This is a genomic window from Corynebacterium hesseae, assembly GCF_037850265.1.
Taxonomy (GTDB): domain Bacteria; phylum Actinomycetota; class Actinomycetes; order Mycobacteriales; family Mycobacteriaceae; genus Corynebacterium; species Corynebacterium hesseae.
In genome coordinates this window covers 1,661,768-1,678,016 of sequence record NZ_CP137211.1, presented here as the reverse complement: position 1 = coordinate 1,678,016, position 16,249 = coordinate 1,661,768, and the positions used below count along the sequence as shown (strand labels likewise).

The following is a 16,249-nucleotide window of genomic DNA, read 5'->3' as shown; positions in this document are numbered from 1 at the left end:
AATCATGTCTGTCAAGAACGCTCCGTCTCGCGCCTCCGGCCGAGGTCGCACGGCTAATCGCTCGCGACCGTCGGGCCGCACAAGCTACTCGCTGTCGTCTGCAACCCGCGCTGCCGAGACCTCCGAAGAGAGGACCGGCAGCGCCTTTCGTGCCGTTGGTCACGGACTGGGCACCGTATTTGGCGCTACGGCCCGGGGCATGGGGAGCATGGCGCGGGGAGTCGGGCATGGCCTCGCCGGACTCAAGCCAGCTGAAGCGAGAGATCGGGACGAGGATCTTTATGATCCCGCTTATGATGCGTCCTATGACGAAGAGGCTTTTGATGATTACGACGATGTGAGGGAGCCAGGGGAAATTTCTGGTCGCGCGAAGAATAAGAGAACTAGCAACAGGGCTGAGGGTGGCGCCTCGTCGAAAAGCAAGGTGACCCGTGCCCAGGACGTTGAGTCCGAGATGCCGACGACCATCATGGAGCGCCCCGCCCGGGTAGAGAAGAGCATTCGCGTCTCCAACCCGGATGCGGTCGCGCTCGTGCTGATTGGTGTGGCCATCGTCCTGGCATGCGCCACGTGGTTCCAAGTGGCTGGCATTATCGGTGAGTATCTCACCAATGCTGTGCGCTATGTGATTGGCGCGGGCGCCTATGTTCTTCCTGTTGCGCTCATCGCCGTAGCCATCGCGCTCATGATGGACCTTTCCGGCCCGGCCGGCCACTTCAAGCCGCGCGTGGTTAGCGGCACGGCCCTCATCGTGGTCTGCATGCTGAGCCTTATCCATATCTTTGCTGGGCTCCCAGACCTTACATGGAATAAAAACGCCGCCGGTGAGGCCGGAGGCGCTATCGGTTTTGCTATCGGTGAGCTGCTCGTAGCAGCCTTCTCTAGCTACGTGGCCGTGCCGTTGCTCTTCCTATTGATTGTCTATGGGGCGCTCAACATCACCGGCATCACCCTGCGCGAAGCTTATGACTTCGTGGCTGCTCGATTCTCTGCCCTCGTCGGTGGTCTCCGTGATCGGAAGGACCGCTCGGAGTATGAGCTGCTTGACGACGCCTCCGCAGACGACTACGGCTATGTCAGCGATGACATCGACGCCATCGCCGAGGGGCGCGAGCGCCCCACGCGCCCGGTCCATACCCCGCGTCCGCGCCAGCGCCAGCGCCAGCGCACGCAGCACACGCAGAGCTACCCGGCCGTAGCGCCGGACGAGAACGCCACGGTCTCCTTTGACTCGGCGGCACAGCCCACGAAGCAGGAACCGGTCCAGCACGGCCGCCCCTCCTTTGATGCCGTGCCCGAGCGCCGCGTCGATGACACCGACGAGATTCCCGTTGTTCCGGAGCAGAAGCAGAAGGCAGCACCGACGCCTGTCGAAAAGCCGGTTGAGAAACCTGCGCACAAGCCTGCACAGAAGAAGCATCCCCGCGTGGACGTTGGCGGTGCCGCCGGTGCGGCGCTGGGGGCGGCAGCCGCGGGGGCGTCGGCAAGCGCAGCGTCTGCTGGGGCGGCCGGGGAGGACGTTGTCTCTGCCGCACACTCCGAGGCCGTCCGTATGTTCCAGGAGCGTTCCGGGCGCGATGCGCGCACGGGCGCCAAGGTCGACGAGGATGTTCAAGACGCGGCGCAACAAGCACCCGCGGCCCCGAGCGGTGCGGAAGATACCGCACTGGGAGGCGGTTATGACGTGCCGACGACTGACCTGCTTACGGCCGGCAAGCCTGCGAAGGCTCGCACGGAGGCCAACGACCGCATCATCGAAGCCATCACTGAAGTCTTTGAGGAGTTTAAGGTCGATGCCCAGGTCACCGGGTTTAGCCGTGGCCCTACAGTGACGCGCTATGAAATTGAGCTGGGACCAGGCGTCAAGGTTTCGAAGATTACGAACCTGCAGTCCAATCTGGCTTATGCAGTGGCGACGGATAACCTGCGCCTGTTGACCCCGATCCCGGGCAAGTCTGCAGTCGGTATCGAGGTGCCTAATGCGGACCGTGAAATGGTGCGCCTGCGTGATGTTTTGGATTCCCCGGCATTGCGTGCTGATAACGATCCGATGCTCATCGGCTTGGGTAAGGACATCGAGGGCCAATTCACCTCCTTCTCGGTGAAGAAGATGCCGCACCTTCTCGTGGCCGGCGCAACCGGTTCAGGTAAGTCGGCGTTCGTGAACTCGATGCTGGTCTCGCTGCTGACGCGCGCGACCCCGGAAGACGTTCGCCTCATCCTGGTGGATCCGAAGATGGTCGAGCTCACGCCCTACGAGGGCATCCCGCACCTCATCACCCCGATCATTACGCAGCCAAAGAAGGCTGCTGCGGCCCTGCAGTGGCTGGTGGAGGAGATGGAGCAGCGCTACATGGATATGCAGGCTGCCCGCGTGCGCAAGATCGAGGATTTCAACCGCAAGGTTCGCAGCGGCGAATACCAGGCCCCGGCCGGCTCCCAGCGAGAGATGCGCCCGTACCCCTATATCGTGTGCGTCGTGGACGAGCTCGCGGACCTCATGATGACGGCGCCGAAGGAGATCGAGGACTCGATCGTCCGCATCACCCAGAAGGCGCGCGCAGCTGGTATTCACCTCGTGCTCGCAACACAGCGCCCGTCCGTGGACGTGGTCACCGGCCTTATCAAGACCAACGTGCCGTCCCGCCTGGCGTTCGCGACGTCCTCGCTCACGGACTCCCGCGTCATCTTGGACCAGGGTGGTGCCGAGAAGCTCATCGGTATGGGCGATGGCCTGTTTATCCCGCAGGGCGGGCGCCCTGTGCGCATGCAGGGCGCGTTCGTCTCCGACGAAGAGGTGCAGGCGGTTGTCGACGCCGCGAAGGCACAGGGCGCACCGAACTACACCGAAGGTGTCACGGAGGATAAAGCCAAGGACGCCAAGAAGGAGATCGACGAGGAGATCGGCAAGGATATGGACGACCTCCTCGAGGCCGTCGACCTCGTGGTCACATCCCAGTTGGGCTCCACGTCGATGCTTCAGCGCAAGCTGCGCATCGGCTTTGCCAAGGCCGGCCGCCTCATGGATCTTATGGAATCACGCGGTGTGGTTGGGCCTTCGGAAGGATCCAAAGCTCGCGAGGTGCTGGTCAAACCGGAAGAGCTCGACACCATCATTTGGATGATCAAGGGAGCGGACCCAGCAGAGGCTCCGAAGGAGGTCCAAGAGGCTGAAGGTGCAGACGGAACTGACGAGGAGTCAGCAGATACCCGCACCGTTGAAATCTCTGCCAACCCCTCCACGGGCGCGTTCTAAGTTCCGTGTAGGATAGGACGAGTCTTGGAGGGGAGTACCCCAATCCTTGGCGTCGATCGTCAACACGGCAACTGCGGTGCAGTTCCCGGTCGCGCCGGCTAGCGTTGCTCTGCGTAAGCATCACTAGCGGGGGAGACCTCCGGTCTTTGTTGTCGCGTCGACCGGAGGGATAGCGCATTATGCACGTACCATTGTGGGTTTGGGCCATCACCATGGCGGTGATTCTGGGCTTTTTTATTTTCGATTTCTACAGCCACGTTCGCTCGCCCCATGAGCCTACGCTCAAGGAATCCGGTGGGTGGACGCTGTTCTATATGGCAATCGCCGTTGTCTTCGGCGGAGTTGTATGGGTGCTGTGGGACAGCGAACATGCCGCACAGTTCTACACCGGTTGGGTGACGGAACAGGCGCTGAGCGTGGACAATCTATTCGTCTTCTCGCTCATCATGGGATCCTTCAAAATCCCCCGCAGATACCAGCAGAAGGTGCTCCTCATCGGAATCGTTTTGGCCCTGGTATTCCGCCTCATTTTCATTTTGTTGGGCGCGGCAATTATCGCTGCATGGTCTGATGTCTTCTACATCTTCGCAATCTTCCTCATTTACACCGCAGTGAAGCTGCTCATCGATGAGATCAACGACGCCCCGGAGACTGACCCCAATGACATGCTGGTGGTTAAGTGGCTGCGCAAGGTCGTACACGTAACCCCGCGCTACCACGGAGATAAGCTCACCCACCGTGAAGAGTCCGGGGAGAAGAAGGGGAAGTTCGCGCTCACCCCGCTGTTCGTGGCGCTGGCAGCAATTGGGCTTATCGACGTCATGTTTGCCTTCGACTCCATCCCCGCCATCTACGGCATTACCTCGGAGCCCTTCCTAGTATTCACCACCAACGCATTCGCGCTCATGGGCCTGCGTCAGATGTTCTTCCTCATCGATGGCCTGTTGGACCGTCTGGTTTACCTGCCCTATGGCCTGGGTATCATTCTGCTGTTCATCGGCGTCAAGCTGTTGTTCCACGCATTGCATGAGAATAACTTGCCGTTCATTAATGGCGGTGAGGATGTTTCCGCCGTGCCGGAGATTTCCACGCTGATGTCGCTGTTGGTCATCGTCGGCGTGCTCGCAATCACTGTGTTGCTGTCGGTGTGGAAAGACAAGCGCGACCAAACTCAGGGTGGCGTGGTGATTTCCCACAACCACTACGACTGGGACGATTTTGGCAACAAGATCGTTCGTAACAAGCAGGGAGAGCTTGTGGGTAAAGCAGAGGACCTGCCGAAATCCGAGCTACCCTAACTCCGAGTGCTGCCCGAGTCCCGGGCAGCATGGGGGAAGAGTTTAAAAGGAATTGATAACGGGATTCCACTCGCGGAAGGCACGGCCCGTAACGGCGCCTTCGGTGTAGAAGGGATCCTGGTCCATGAGGGCGATTACCTCGGCCACCTCAATTGACTCGTCCTCAAACTGCAGGACGATGAGAGCCCCACCCTTGGAATCGGTGAAGGGGCCCGATCCGCAGATCTGGCCTTTCTCATGGAGCGCGCCGATGAACTCGCGGTGTTTCGGGCGAACATTTGCGATGACTGGGTTGGATGGATTGTATTCATAGGAGACAGCGAAGTACTTCATATTTTCCATGGTAGTGCTCGCGCGAGGGGTAGGGAGGCCACGGTAGGATGAAGGGCGTGAATGATTCTCAGGCTGCGCACAACCACTCTCAAACCGCGGATGTAAATCCCGAGGTCTCCAATTGGAATCTTCCCAATATCTTGACCAGTTTGCGCATCCTCTTTATCCCCTTGTTCGCCTGGTTGGTTTTGGCCGGACATGAGTGGTGGTCCTTTGTATGCTTTGCGCTCCTCATGCTCACAGACAAGCTGGATGGCGATATCGCACGCTCGCGTGGGCTCATTACAAATTTCGGCAAGATTGCGGATCCCATCGCGGATAAGGCTCTGATGACTGCGGCCTTCGTGTGCCTCAACATCACTGGTGCTCTGCCCGTGTGGATCACCGTCGTCATTCTCTTCCGTGAGTTCGGAATCACTATTTGGCGCTTCTTCTTGCTGCGCCAAGGAAAAGTGGTGCCGGCTTCCCAAGGCGGAAAGCTCAAGACAGCGCTGCAGACCTTGGCGGTGGCGTTGTATCTCTGTCCGCTGCCGGGGTGGATGGACCTTCCGAGCTTCCTCGTCATGTTGGCTGCCGCCTTCGTTACTGTCCTGACCGGCATCCAGTATCTCATTGATGGCCGTAGGGAAAACCAGTGAGCATCGAGGAGCAATTAGTGTCCAGGCTCCGTGAGCGCGGCGAAACCGTGGCGTTCTGTGAGTCCCTTACTGCCGGTTTAGCCGCTGCCACGGTGGCGAGCGTGCCGGGAGCCTCGGCGGTGTTGCGGGGCGGTCTGGTGACGTATGCGACAGAGGTCAAGGCACATTTCCTCAACACCACCGTGGAAGAGCTTGACGATCAAGGCGTGGTGTCCGCAGCAACTGCCGCGCAGATGGCTGAGGCCGCAGTTGTCGAAACGCGTGCGGATTGGGGGATAGGGCTGACTGGTGTGGCCGGGCCGGACCTCCAAGAAGGTAAACCTGCGGGAACCGTGTATGTGGGGCTGTGCGGGAGGGGCGACGGGGGCGTCGCCAAGCGCGGCGTCCTCTATGAGCTTTCTGCTGAGGGGCGCAACGCGATTCGTGCCGCTGCAGTTGAGGCAGCATTGAGTCTTCTCCTATCAACTCTTGAAGAAAAATAGTTGATTGTGGGAACAAGGAGGAGTGCTGGGCCGTTGTACGGAGTGATGAACACTTCAGTTGCATTACTTGATAAGCCCACCCAGACCAGCACGCGGTCGACGCGGACCCCTGAGCCGCTGTTGCGTGAAGCACTCGGACTGACGCTTCGCGCCTTCCGTGCGGATAAGGGCGTGACCCTTCGTGAGCTCGCCGGTGTAGCGCGCGTGTCCCCGGGATACCTTTCGGAGTTGGAGCGCGGCCGCAAGGAGGTTTCCTCTGAGCTTCTGGCATCCGTGTGCCATGCGCTTGATGTCAGTGTTTCCGATGTCCTCATCGAGGCCGCTGGCTACATGGCGCTGCCATCGATGGATGAGGAGCTAGCGTCCACCGCACCCGCAGCATCGGAACTGTAGAACCGCGGCGTAGCACTGCTTGCTTCGCTAATATTAGGCAGGCAGAGAATTCTTTTCGAACACTTTTTATAGACACAACGAACTGCTGAGAAAGGCACCTTCTGTTATGGCGAATCCATTCGTAAAGGCCTGGAAGTACTTGATGGCTCTCTTCGATTCGAAGATCGAGGAGAACGCTGATCCGAAGGTACAGATTGAGCAGGCAATCGAGGAAGCTCAGCGCCAGCACCAGGAGCTCTCGCAGCAGGCTGCGGCGGTCATCGGCAACCAGCGTCAGCTGGAGATGCAGCTCAACCGCCGTCTCAGCGAGATCGAAAAGCTGCAGCAGAACACCCGCAACGCTCTGAACTTGGCGGACAAGGCTCGTGCTGAGGGCGATGCGCAGAAGGCTACCGAGTATGAGAACGCAGCAGAAGCCTTCGCCGCCCAGTTGGTAACTGCCGAGGAGTCTGTTGAGGACACCAAGAAGCTGCATGATCAGGCACTGCAGCAGGCGGAGCAGGCTAAGAAGGCCGTCGAGCGCAATGGCATGGCCCTGCGTGAGAAGGTCAACGAGCGCTCGAAGCTGCTGTCCCAGCTTGAGCAGGCCAAGATGCAGGAGAAGGTTTCCGAGTCCCTCAACTCGATGAATGAGCTTTCTGCCAACGGCAACACCCCGTCCCTGGACGCGGTGCGCGACAAGATTGAGCGCCGTTACTCCAAGGCCCTGGGCCAGGCAGAGCTCGCGGAGAACTCCGTGTCTAACCGTATGCAGGAGATTGAGCAGGCTGGCGTGCAACTGGCTGGCCACTCCCGTCTCGAGCAGATTCGCGCGGAGATGAATAACCCGAAGGCCGTGGAGGGCAACTCCCAGCAGGCAATCGGCTCGGCAGGAACCCAGGCTCAGCCGAACGTGCAGAACGATGCCGTTCAGGCCCGCCTGCGCGAGCTGCGCGGAGAATAGGCTTAGTCGCCGACGCCGCGCGCTTGAAGCGCCTCACCCATGGCGCGTGCGCGGCGGATAGAGCGAATGATAACCGGGGTGCCAAAAGCGGTTAATGATGCCGTGGCGCCCCGGGCTTTTCGTGCGTCTAGCACCTCGACCACGGTTCCCAGCATGAGGGGAAGCAGTCGAATAGTCAGGGACATCGCCAGCGTGATGTTCTCAACGGGGACCCCGAGGCGCCCCAGCGGGGCAAGGGCGCGATCCAGGGAGTCCATCATCTCCGAGACCTTCGTCGTGAGCGTCAGCAGGACCGCCGCGCTAATCGCCGCGTAAATCGTGAGGAACATGATGGCAGCCGCCGTGAAGTCCTTCTGCCACCACTGAAATGCAGCGAGTGCGACGAGGAGATAGAGCGGCGGCGCGAGCTGGCCGAGCGCGACGCGAAAGGGAACCCGGGCAATGGGGAAGAGGGCAAGGGGGAGAGCGAGGCTTAGCGCTGCCCAGCTAATCGTGTGAACAGCCAGCGAAGTCACGAGGATGAAGCCGATGAGTACGAGGAATTTCACCGCGGCGGGGATGCGGTGGATGATGGTTTCGGCGTCGACATAGAAGCCGAGTGGGATGTTCTTGGGCATGATCGCTAGAGGGGGCGGGATTCCATGAGCTTCGTATAGAAGGGAATGACCTCGTCGGGTGTTCCATCGGCGGCTACGTGGTGGTCGTCAATGCACAGAACGCGGTCAAAGTCGGAGAGGAAGTCGAGGTCGTGGGTAACCACGATCAGCTGCTGCTCCAGGTTGGCGAACTCGCGGCGAATGCGGTCACGGTTGCGCAGGTCCAGCAGGGTCGTCGGTTCGTCGGCGATGATGACGGTCGGTTCCATGACCAGTACCGCAGCCAGCGCGAGGAGCTGTTTCTGCCCGCCGGAGAGCGAGTGCGGGGATTGTTCGGCCAGGGCCTCGAGGCCGAAGCGTTCGAGGGCGGCATCGACACGCGCGGTGCGTTCCTCCCGAGGCAGCTTGAGGCGCCGCAGGGAGAATTCCACATCATCGCGTACCTGCGGCATGACGATTTGGTTCTCGGCGTCTGAGAATACGAATCCCACGCGGCGCCGGATTTCTTTGCCGTGCTTGGCGACGTCCATGTTGTCCACCAAGACCTCACCGCGTGAGGGCTCACCGAGACCATTGATGAGCCGGACGAGGGTTGACTTGCCGCCGCCGTTGGCGCCGATGATGCCGATGCGTTGTTCGCTCAAGTTGAGGGAAACGTCGTTAAGCACCGGCGTCTCGTCGAAGGTGACGGACACGTTACGGAATTCAATGAGCGGCACGGGAGCTACTTCGCCTTAGCGGTGCGTCGGCCCATTAGGTCTGGGAACGCTGCGTGGACGCCGACCGCAATGACAACCATCACGGCGACCTTGATGAGATCGGGGATGAGGAATGGCCCTTGGGCGATGGTGGCTGCACCGAAGGACATGTCAGAGCGGTACATCAGGCCGAGAATTCCGCAGAAGTACTGGACGGCGAGGCCAACGACGCCGGCGATAGCGAGGATGAGCGTCATTCCACCCTTGTTGCGCGGGGCGCGGTAGGCGATGAGTCCGGCGATGGCCGGGGCGACCACATAGCCAACGAGGTAGCCAACCGTGGGGCCGGCGAGAGCACTCAACGCGCTACGTCCGCCGGCGAGGATGGGAAGGCCGACGAGGCCGAGGGCAATGAAGAGCAGGCCCACGAAGAGGCCGCGGCGGCCGCCGAGTACCAGGCCCGCGAGGATGATAACCGCGTTTTGAAGAACGATGGGCACGCCCGCGGTGGGAGTGGGGATAGAGACAAAAGCAAAGACTATGATGAGCGCGGTAAAGACCGCGACGTACGCGATGTCAGTCGCGACGGAATTCTTTTTCATGGGCCAAAGTTTATCCAGTGGGATAACTGTGCAGCAAATAGCACCTTTTGAACAGTGTTCAAGCACGCAATTTAGGACGCGCATCCACCCCGAACGGGGTATCTTTGGTGCATGGAAATTGGGCAGAAACAAGCGTGGCTTAAGGGTTTAGGGTGCCTTAGGGCGCGCTATGGGGCAGTAGCACTTCTTTCCGGTGTGGCCATAGGCGGCTTAGCTGGATGTTCGTTGGTGAATTCCGCGAATGTCATCGAAAATATCGATGAGGCCGCTGGGGTCGAGGAAGGGGAGCCGGGAAGCGTAGACATACCGATCGGTGACATCTTCGATTCGGAGTATGAACGGGTGATCATTATTTGCCCTGGCGCTACCGAAAGGGATGTCCTCGCCGCCAGCGATGGAACCTGGCAGGGAGGTACAGATGAGGACGATGAGTGGGTGCCGCCGGCGGCGGGTAGCGTTGAGCTCTACCGTGATGCGCAAGGGCCGGGGTATTCCAAGTATATGAGTAGCAGGGCTAACCTCGATGACCTGGATCTCTGCAGCTCGTTAGGGGAGGAGGTGGCCGTTCTTCAGACTGCTGAGAAGGTGACCTTCTCGCGGCAAGAGCAGGACGGTCCTTGGGTGCTTCAGTAGTGGAGGCTGTCGCTGGGACACGCGCTTGGGCGAAATGGAAAATCGAACACTTGTGTGTGTATTGTGGGACGTGGTCCGGCGGGCACGTTAGGGTGACTTCGTGGCTTGAGGAGAGGGCGCTAAGGCTGTTTGAGTCGCGCCAGGGAACCTCAGCTGCCACGTGGCAGTCTAATTAGGTGCCACTTTTAATTAACGCGTAAGAACGCACTACAACTGACGCACGATAGTGAGGAAATGAATGGCTACGAAGAAGAAGTCCTCGGCAGCAAGCAAGGGCGATGATCGTCAAAAAGCCCTTGACGCTGCCATGGCGATGATTGAGAAGGATTTTGGTAAGGGCGCCGTTATGCGCCTGGGTGATGATGATCGCCCGCCAATCCAGGCTATTTCCTCCGGTAATACGGCCATCGATATCGCATTGGGCGTCGGCGGCTTCCCGCGTGGCCGCATCGTGGAGATTTATGGTCCGGAATCCTCGGGTAAGACCACCGTTGCCCTGCACGCTATTGCATCGGCGCAGAAGACTGGCGGTATTGCGGCCTTCATCGATGCTGAGCACGCTCTCGATCCGGAGTATGCACGACTGCTTGGCGTTGATACCGATAACCTGCTGGTCTCCCAACCGGATACTGGTGAGCAGGCTTTGGAAATCGCCGATATGCTCGTGCGCTCTGGCGCCATTGACATCATCGTGATTGACTCGGTTGCTGCCCTGACCCCCAAGGCGGAGATCGAAGGTGAGATGGGTGATAGCCATGTTGGCCTCCAGGCTCGTCTCATGTCCCAGGCGCTGCGCAAGATGACGGGTGCTCTGTATAACTCGGGGACCACCGCCATCTTCATCAACCAGCTCCGTGAGAAGATCGGCGTCATGTTTGGATCGCCGGAGACCACGACTGGTGGTAAGGCGCTGAAGTTCTATGCTTCGGTGCGCTGCGATATCCGCCGAATCCAAACCTTGAAGGACGGCCAGGATGCCATCGGTAACCGCACCAAGCTCAAGGTTGTAAAGAACAAGGTCTCCCCGCCGTTCAAGATCGCTGAGTTCGACATCATGTATGGCGAAGGTATTTCGCGCGAGTCTTCCATTATTGACTTGGGCGTCGAACACGGCTTCATCAAGAAGTCTGGTTCCTGGTTTACCTATGAGGGTGACCAGCTGGGCCAAGGCAAGGAGAAGGCTCGTAACTTCCTCAAGGATAATCCGGATCTGGCGGATGAGATTGAGAAGAAGATCTTTGTCAAGCTCGGTGTGGGTGCTGCCGCTGCCGAGAGTGGCGACAACGTGGCCATGGATGTGCCAGGAGCAGATGATCCGCTGACGGATGAGTCTGTGGATCTGGTTCCGAACGTCGATTTCGACGACGACTAAACGGGATCAATGGCACAACCCTCACCGGAGAAGATTGCGAAGCTGCGCCAGGCCCTCGAATCCTATGAATCAGGTGACGCGGGCGGGCAGCTGGTTGATGCAGCAGCCGAGGCAGCGAAGGCTCCCGTGCGTTCTCGTGCGCTGGGTCTGCTGGATCAGAGAGCGCGTTCCCGCAAAGAACTGCGTGACCGCCTCGTTGCTGCGGACTTCGAGCCCGACGTGGTCGAGGAAGTTGTTGATGACCTCGCAGATGTCGGCCTTGTTGATGACGCGAGCTTTGCCAAGGAATGGGTTCGCCAGCGTCATGCGCGGCGCGGCAAGTCGTCCCGAGCCCTCAACGTGGAGCTCAAGGAGAAGGGCGTTGATGCCGCTGATCGGGCCGCAGCCTTAGAGCAGATTACAGAAGAATCTGAAGAGGCTGTCGCCCGCCAGGTCGCGGAGAAGAAGGCGCGGACGCTTAAAAAGGTTCCGGCCGACCGGCATGAAAGGGACAAATTCCTGCGCCGCATCGTGGGAACGCTCGCGCGGCGCGGCTACAACCAGGAACTTGTCATGCGCATATCCATCGAGGCTCTTGATGCGCGCATCGCCGAATTAAAGGCATTATGAGTAGCCGGATGGGCCAGTTAGAATGTCCCCCCGTGAGCTCCCCCGAAATCAATAGCCAGCCCCGCACCTATGAGGTGCGGACTTTTGGCTGCCAAATGAACGTTCATGACTCCGAGCGCATCTCCGGTTTGCTTGAGGAAGCCGGCTACTCGGCGGCACCGGATGGCGCCGAGCCTGACCTCGTAGTCTTTAACACCTGTGCTGTGCGTGAGAACGCCGACAAGCGTTTGTATGGAACCCTAGGTGCGCTGAAGAAAACGAAGGAAAACCACCCCGGCATGCAGATCGCTGTGGGCGGCTGCTTGGCGCAAAAGGATAAGGACACAGTCCTTGACCACGCGCCGTGGGTCGATGCGGTATTCGGCACCCACAACATGGCGGCTTTGCCGACACTTCTCGAACGCGCCCGCCACAATGATGAGGCCCAGGTTGAAATCGTCGACGCGCTTGAGGCTTTTCCCTCCGTGCTGCCGGCCAAGCGCGAGTCCGCCTATGCCGGGTGGGTATCGGTCTCCGTGGGCTGCAATAACACCTGTACTTTCTGCATCGTTCCTTCCCTGCGCGGCAAGGAAGAGGACCGCCGCCCTGGCGACATCCTCGCAGAGGTTCAGGCCTTGGTGGAGCAGGGAGTGTCCGAGGTGACGTTGCTGGGCCAAAACGTCAATGCCTATGGCGTCAATTTCGCTGACCCGGACCTGCCGCGAGACCGCTTCGCCTTTTCCAAGCTGCTGCGGGAAGTGGGCAAGATCGAGGGGCTTGAGCGCCTGCGCTTTACTTCCCCGCACCCGGCAGAGTTCACCTCCGACGTCATCGATGCCATGGCGGAGACTCCGGCTGTGTGCCCACAGTTGCACATGCCGCTGCAGTCTGGCTCCGACAAGGTGCTCAAAGACATGCGCCGTTCCTACCGCACGAAGAAGTTCCTAGGCATCCTCGACGAAGTGCGCGAGAAAATGCCGCACGCCGCCATCACCACCGATATCATCGTGGGCTTCCCCGGTGAGACGGAGGAGGACTTTGAGGCCACCCTGGATGTGGTGCGTCGCGCCCGCTTTGCCTCCGCGTTTACCTTCCAGTATTCGCCGCGTCCGGGAACCCCGGCTGCGGTCATGGAGAACCAGATCCCGAAGGAGGTAGTGCAGGAGCGCTTCGAGCGCCTCGTAGCGCTCCAAGACTCCATCCAGGCCGAGGAGAACGCGAAGCTCATTGGCACCGACGTGGAGCTCCTGGTCCAGGCGGAAGGCGGCCGCAAGTCCGCCGATACCCACCGTCTTACCGGTCGTGCTCGCGATGGCCGCCTCGTTCACTTTGCTCCCGTCGATGGTGAGGGCAAGGACATCTCCGCGGAGATTCGCCCTGGCGATGTCGTGCACACCACCGTGACGGATGCGGGCTCTTTCTTCCTCATGGCCGATTCCGGTGTCAGTGAGCACCGCCGCACCAAGGCCGGCGACATGTCGGCTGCGGGGCAGACCCCCACCACGGCACCGATTGGGGTGGGGTTGGGCCTGCCGGGCGTCGGCAAGCCCAGCGCTCCCGCTGATTCCTGTGGCTGCTAGAAGGGAGTAGGCTCCGATTCTATGAGTGATGACTTGAAGCAGGTGCGCGATGCTGTCGCCGCAGAAAAGCGCGCGGCGAAGACCATCGAACTGGGAAAGCACAAATATGCGCTCATCGTGTCTGTTGTGGCGTGGGTAGCGTATCTGGTTCTGCCTTATGCCGGTGATGCCCGTGGATGGGAAGCACTCTTCGTAGGCGGAACCGCCGAGGGAGTGCGAATTTCACTTATGGAGACCGTTAGCGCCTGGTTAGCGTTGGGTGGCGTGGGAATTCTGACTACCGCTACGATCCTTACGCGGCGGACGTCTGTGGCTCTCGCCGCATGGATGATGGTGACCATCTCCTTTTTCGTTAACTTGTGGGGATTCTGGTACCGCGGCGGTGCCGCTGAGGGGGCATCTATTGGCATGTACGTGGGCGCTGTGTCTACGTTGGTGGCCTTCCTGGTGTACTGCCAAGTGGCGTTGCGCCGCAGCCCTGAGCAGCTAGCCGCCGCGGAGCGCGTGCGGGAAGTCTCGGGGCAGCTTGACCACGTGGGAGTCCTGCAGAACGAAGCCGCGACCGCGCTTCCAGCGGAACAGAACCCGCTGCTTATCGACGATCGCCGCTCACGCGCCGCCTCACGCCACCGGAGCCAGCAGGGCGAGGAATAAGCGTTCCTAGATTCGTGTTGTGGAGTGCATGGCTACACTCTTTGACTCTTTAGAATTGGGACGACTAACGCTTCCAAACCGCGTGACGATGGCGGCTTTGACTCGGTCGCGCGCAGGTCGCGACGGTGTCCCCACGCAGTTGCACGAGAGGTACTACGCGCAACGCGCCTCCATGGGGCTTATCGTGACAGAAGGCGTGTTCCCAGCGGTGACCAGCCGTGCCTTCCCAGGCCAGCCTGGTATCGAGACACCAGAGCAGATAGCTGGGTGGCGTCGCGTGGCGAAGTCCGTTCACGATTCCGGCGGGCGCATCTTCATGCAGGTAATGAATGGCGGGCGTTTGTCTCATACCACCCTTCTTGAAGGAGCGGAGCCGGCAGCTCCCTCCGCGCTGGCCTCCGGCACTGCGGTGAGAGATTTCGAATCCCGTAAGGAGTGCCCAGTGCCCCGAGCACTCGATAGTGAAGAGATGCCGCGCATCATCGATGAGTTCCGGCAAGCCGCACGCAACGCTATTGACGCAGGCATGGATGGCGTAGAGATCCACGGTGCCAACGGCTATCTCCTGCATCAATTCCTTTCCCCGAGCTCGAATCACCGCGACGATGCTTATGGCGGAAGCCCGCAGAAGCGCTATCGCCTTGTGGAGGAGATCCTGCGTGCGGTGGCTGAAGAGATTGACGCGGACCGCCTTGCGCTGCGCCTATCGCCGCAAAACAATATTCAAGGCATTGAGGAAAGCGACACTGAGGATGTGCGCGCCACCTACGGTGGGCTGCTTCGCGCCATCGAAGACCTCGGCTTGGCCTATGTTTCTTTCCTTCACGCAGAGCCCACTGGTGAGCTCATCACCGAGCTGAGCACTCATGTTCGCGCCAACGGGAAGACACGCGTCATCCTCAACTCAGGCTTTGGTCGCATCACCCAGCGGGAGGAGGCCGAGCAGTTGGTGCAGCACGGCGATGCCGTGGCGGTGGGGCGGCTGGCCATCTCGAATCCGGACCTAGTCCGCCGCTGGCAGGAGGAATTGCCTGTCACCGCGCCGGATGAGAGCACGTTCTACACGGGAGGGGAGCGCGGCTATACCGACTACCCCGTTTACACGGTGAGCTCGTAGGCGCTGCTGGCGGAGATGACGTGCGCCCCAAGGCGGGCATACAGCGCGTTCATCGCTGGATCGGCCTGGGCCACTGAGCAGTACGCACGGTGAACGGTTGGCCAGTGGTGCGCTACTGCGTACTGAGCATGCTGTTTGGCGCGCGTGGCTAACCCGCGGCGTCGGTATTCACGGTCGGTGACCGTGAGCGTCCACTCGCACACCTCGGGGTCTGCATCGCCGTGGCGGGAGAGCTCCGTGAGGGCGACGACTTTACCTTGGTCGAGAATGCCCACCAGCAGAGTGTGCGCATTGCGGGAGCGCAGCCGGGCGTGGGCCTCCTTGAGGCGCTGCCGCGTCCACACGATGGGCTCGACGCTCAAGTCACCGTAGACCGCGTCGGTGGAGGCGAGGGTGAGCAAGCGGAGGACGTCGTCAAGCAACGCGTCCGGAATGTCGTAGTCCGGCCAGACGTGCGCGCCGAGGACCGGGGAGGTGGCAGCGATGTCGATGTACATCTGGCGCTCGGCGTGCTTCTGGCGAAAGCCCAGTTCGAGGTAGGCCTGCGACATCGGGTCGTATGAGCGGTCCGCGTCCGGCGGGTACAGCATGCCAACCTGGGCATTCTTGCGGCCTAGCTGGCGGGTAAGGCGGAGGGCTTCGCGCGCCAAGGTCCGCGTGACCTCGAGGGCTTCCGGCTCCAGCTCTTCCCCGGGCAGGGGGAGGAGATCGGCGGCGAGGACGCACTCGATGTCGGCGTTATCTGTCTCTTCCAAAAGCGGAAGCGAGATGTGGATGAAACCGTCGAAGTCAATTTCTGGGCTGGGCTCGGCGGCCGAAATAACCGGCAAGCCCAACTCTCCAGCTGGGCCCAAGACGGAGTCTGTCAGACCAACGAGGTAGGTACGCGACTCCGTAGAACCTTGGAGACGCTGGAGCACGCGACGCGGAGAGCCACTGGCCGCGGGATCACCGCTGGCCTCTTGCGCGGCAAGGTTAGCGTCGAAGACGAAGCTGCGGAGACAGTCAGCCGGCTCAGCGTGGGCCGAGCCCGGCGGGGCGACGATGTGAACGAACACTCAGGCTA

The 16,249-nt window shown here is 60.5% G+C and carries 17 protein-coding genes; 12 read left to right on the top strand and 5 right to left on the bottom strand.

The genetic code is table 11. From position 1 onward, the window contains the following. Window positions 1–4: 4 nt before the first annotated feature. Both R3O64_RS07845 and R3O64_RS07840 read left to right on the top strand, forming a co-directional pair. Window positions 5–3,256: a DNA translocase FtsK 4TM domain-containing protein gene (locus tag R3O64_RS07845; protein ID WP_339016545.1), complete on the top strand. Its 3,252-nt coding sequence runs from the start codon at window positions 5–7 to the stop codon at window positions 3,254–3,256. A 179-nt stretch (window positions 3,257–3,435) separates the two neighbouring features. After that, window positions 3,436–4,554, top strand: coding sequence for a TerC family protein (locus tag R3O64_RS07840; RefSeq protein WP_339016542.1), 1,119 nt, complete (start codon window positions 3,436–3,438; stop codon window positions 4,552–4,554). A gap of 42 nt (window positions 4,555–4,596) precedes the next feature. Here R3O64_RS07840 and R3O64_RS07835 read toward each other — a convergent pair whose 3' ends face one another. Next, window positions 4,597–4,887, bottom strand: coding sequence for a YciI family protein (locus tag R3O64_RS07835; protein WP_070524508.1), 291 nt, complete (start codon window positions 4,885–4,887; stop codon window positions 4,597–4,599). Window positions 4,888–4,934: 47 nt separating this feature from the next. Here R3O64_RS07835 and pgsA point away from each other — a divergent pair, with 47 nt between their 5' ends. The 4 genes from pgsA (at window position 4,935) to R3O64_RS07815 (ending at window position 7,343) form a co-directional block, all read left to right on the top strand. Beyond that, a complete protein-coding gene (gene pgsA / locus R3O64_RS07830) occupies window positions 4,935–5,525 on the top strand; it encodes a CDP-diacylglycerol--glycerol-3-phosphate 3-phosphatidyltransferase (protein WP_180952027.1) in 591 nt (196 codons plus the stop codon). After that, window positions 5,522–6,007, top strand: a complete 486-nt coding sequence (locus R3O64_RS07825) for a nicotinamide-nucleotide amidohydrolase family protein (RefSeq protein ID WP_070531433.1) — start codon at window positions 5,522–5,524, stop codon at window positions 6,005–6,007. The genes pgsA and R3O64_RS07825 overlap by 4 nt, the downstream gene beginning before the upstream one ends. Before the next feature lie 45 nt (window positions 6,008–6,052). Then, window positions 6,053–6,400, top strand: coding sequence for a helix-turn-helix domain-containing protein (locus R3O64_RS07820; protein WP_070531432.1), 348 nt, complete (start codon window positions 6,053–6,055; stop codon window positions 6,398–6,400). Between the two features lie 106 nt (window positions 6,401–6,506). Further along, a complete protein-coding gene (locus R3O64_RS07815) occupies window positions 6,507–7,343 on the top strand; it encodes a PspA/IM30 family protein (protein WP_070531429.1) in 837 nt (278 codons plus the stop codon). A 2-nt stretch (window positions 7,344–7,345) separates the two neighbouring features. On the opposite strand, the gene R3O64_RS07810 is transcribed toward R3O64_RS07815, so the two are convergent. From R3O64_RS07810 to R3O64_RS07800, 3 genes are read right to left on the bottom strand one after another with little or no spacing between them, the layout of a single operon-like run. After that, the gene (locus R3O64_RS07810; protein ID WP_070531425.1) at window positions 7,346–7,960 is read right to left on the bottom strand and encodes an energy-coupling factor transporter transmembrane component T family protein; all 615 of its coding nucleotides are present in this window, start codon (window positions 7,958–7,960) and stop codon (window positions 7,346–7,348) included. Window positions 7,961–7,965: 5 nt separating this feature from the next. After that, a complete protein-coding gene (locus tag R3O64_RS07805) occupies window positions 7,966–8,658 on the bottom strand; it encodes an ABC transporter ATP-binding protein (RefSeq protein ID WP_339016533.1) in 693 nt (230 codons plus the stop codon). Between the two features lie 5 nt (window positions 8,659–8,663). Next, a complete protein-coding gene (locus tag R3O64_RS07800; RefSeq protein WP_070524504.1) occupies window positions 8,664–9,239 on the bottom strand; it encodes a biotin transporter BioY in 576 nt (191 codons plus the stop codon). A gap of 228 nt (window positions 9,240–9,467) precedes the next feature. Between R3O64_RS07800 and R3O64_RS07795 the strand changes: the two genes are divergently transcribed. The 6 genes from R3O64_RS07795 (at window position 9,468) to R3O64_RS07770 (ending at window position 15,183) form a co-directional block, all read left to right on the top strand. Next, complete coding sequence (locus R3O64_RS07795; protein WP_339016529.1) at window positions 9,468–9,872, top strand: hypothetical protein; 405 nt, start codon at window positions 9,468–9,470, stop codon at window positions 9,870–9,872. A gap of 238 nt (window positions 9,873–10,110) precedes the next feature. After that, window positions 10,111–11,244 carry a recombinase RecA gene (gene recA / locus R3O64_RS07790; RefSeq protein ID WP_070524502.1) on the top strand — a complete coding sequence of 378 codons (1,134 nt, stop codon included), beginning with the start codon at window positions 10,111–10,113 and terminating at the stop codon, window positions 11,242–11,244. Between the two features lie 9 nt (window positions 11,245–11,253). After that, a complete protein-coding gene (recX, locus tag R3O64_RS07785) occupies window positions 11,254–11,853 on the top strand; it encodes a recombination regulator RecX (protein WP_070686205.1) in 600 nt (199 codons plus the stop codon). 8 nt (window positions 11,854–11,861) lie between these two features. Beyond that, the gene (miaB, locus tag R3O64_RS07780) at window positions 11,862–13,412 is read left to right on the top strand and encodes a tRNA (N6-isopentenyl adenosine(37)-C2)-methylthiotransferase MiaB (protein WP_083304483.1); all 1,551 of its coding nucleotides are present in this window, start codon (window positions 11,862–11,864) and stop codon (window positions 13,410–13,412) included. Window positions 13,413–13,433: 21 nt separating this feature from the next. Continuing rightward, on the top strand, window positions 13,434–14,066 hold the full coding sequence (locus R3O64_RS07775; protein WP_070524499.1) for a hypothetical protein: 633 nt from the start codon (window positions 13,434–13,436) through the stop codon (window positions 14,064–14,066). Window positions 14,067–14,094: 28 nt separating this feature from the next. Continuing rightward, entirely contained in the window at window positions 14,095–15,183 is a 1,089-nt protein-coding gene (locus R3O64_RS07770; RefSeq protein WP_339016522.1) for an alkene reductase, read from the top strand. Here R3O64_RS07770 and R3O64_RS07765 read toward each other — a convergent pair. After that, complete coding sequence (locus tag R3O64_RS07765; protein ID WP_339016520.1) at window positions 15,165–16,241, bottom strand: GNAT family N-acetyltransferase; 1,077 nt, start codon at window positions 16,239–16,241, stop codon at window positions 15,165–15,167. The two genes, R3O64_RS07770 and R3O64_RS07765, sit on opposite strands and share 19 nt — an antisense overlap. Window positions 16,242–16,249: the final 8 nt, after the last annotated feature.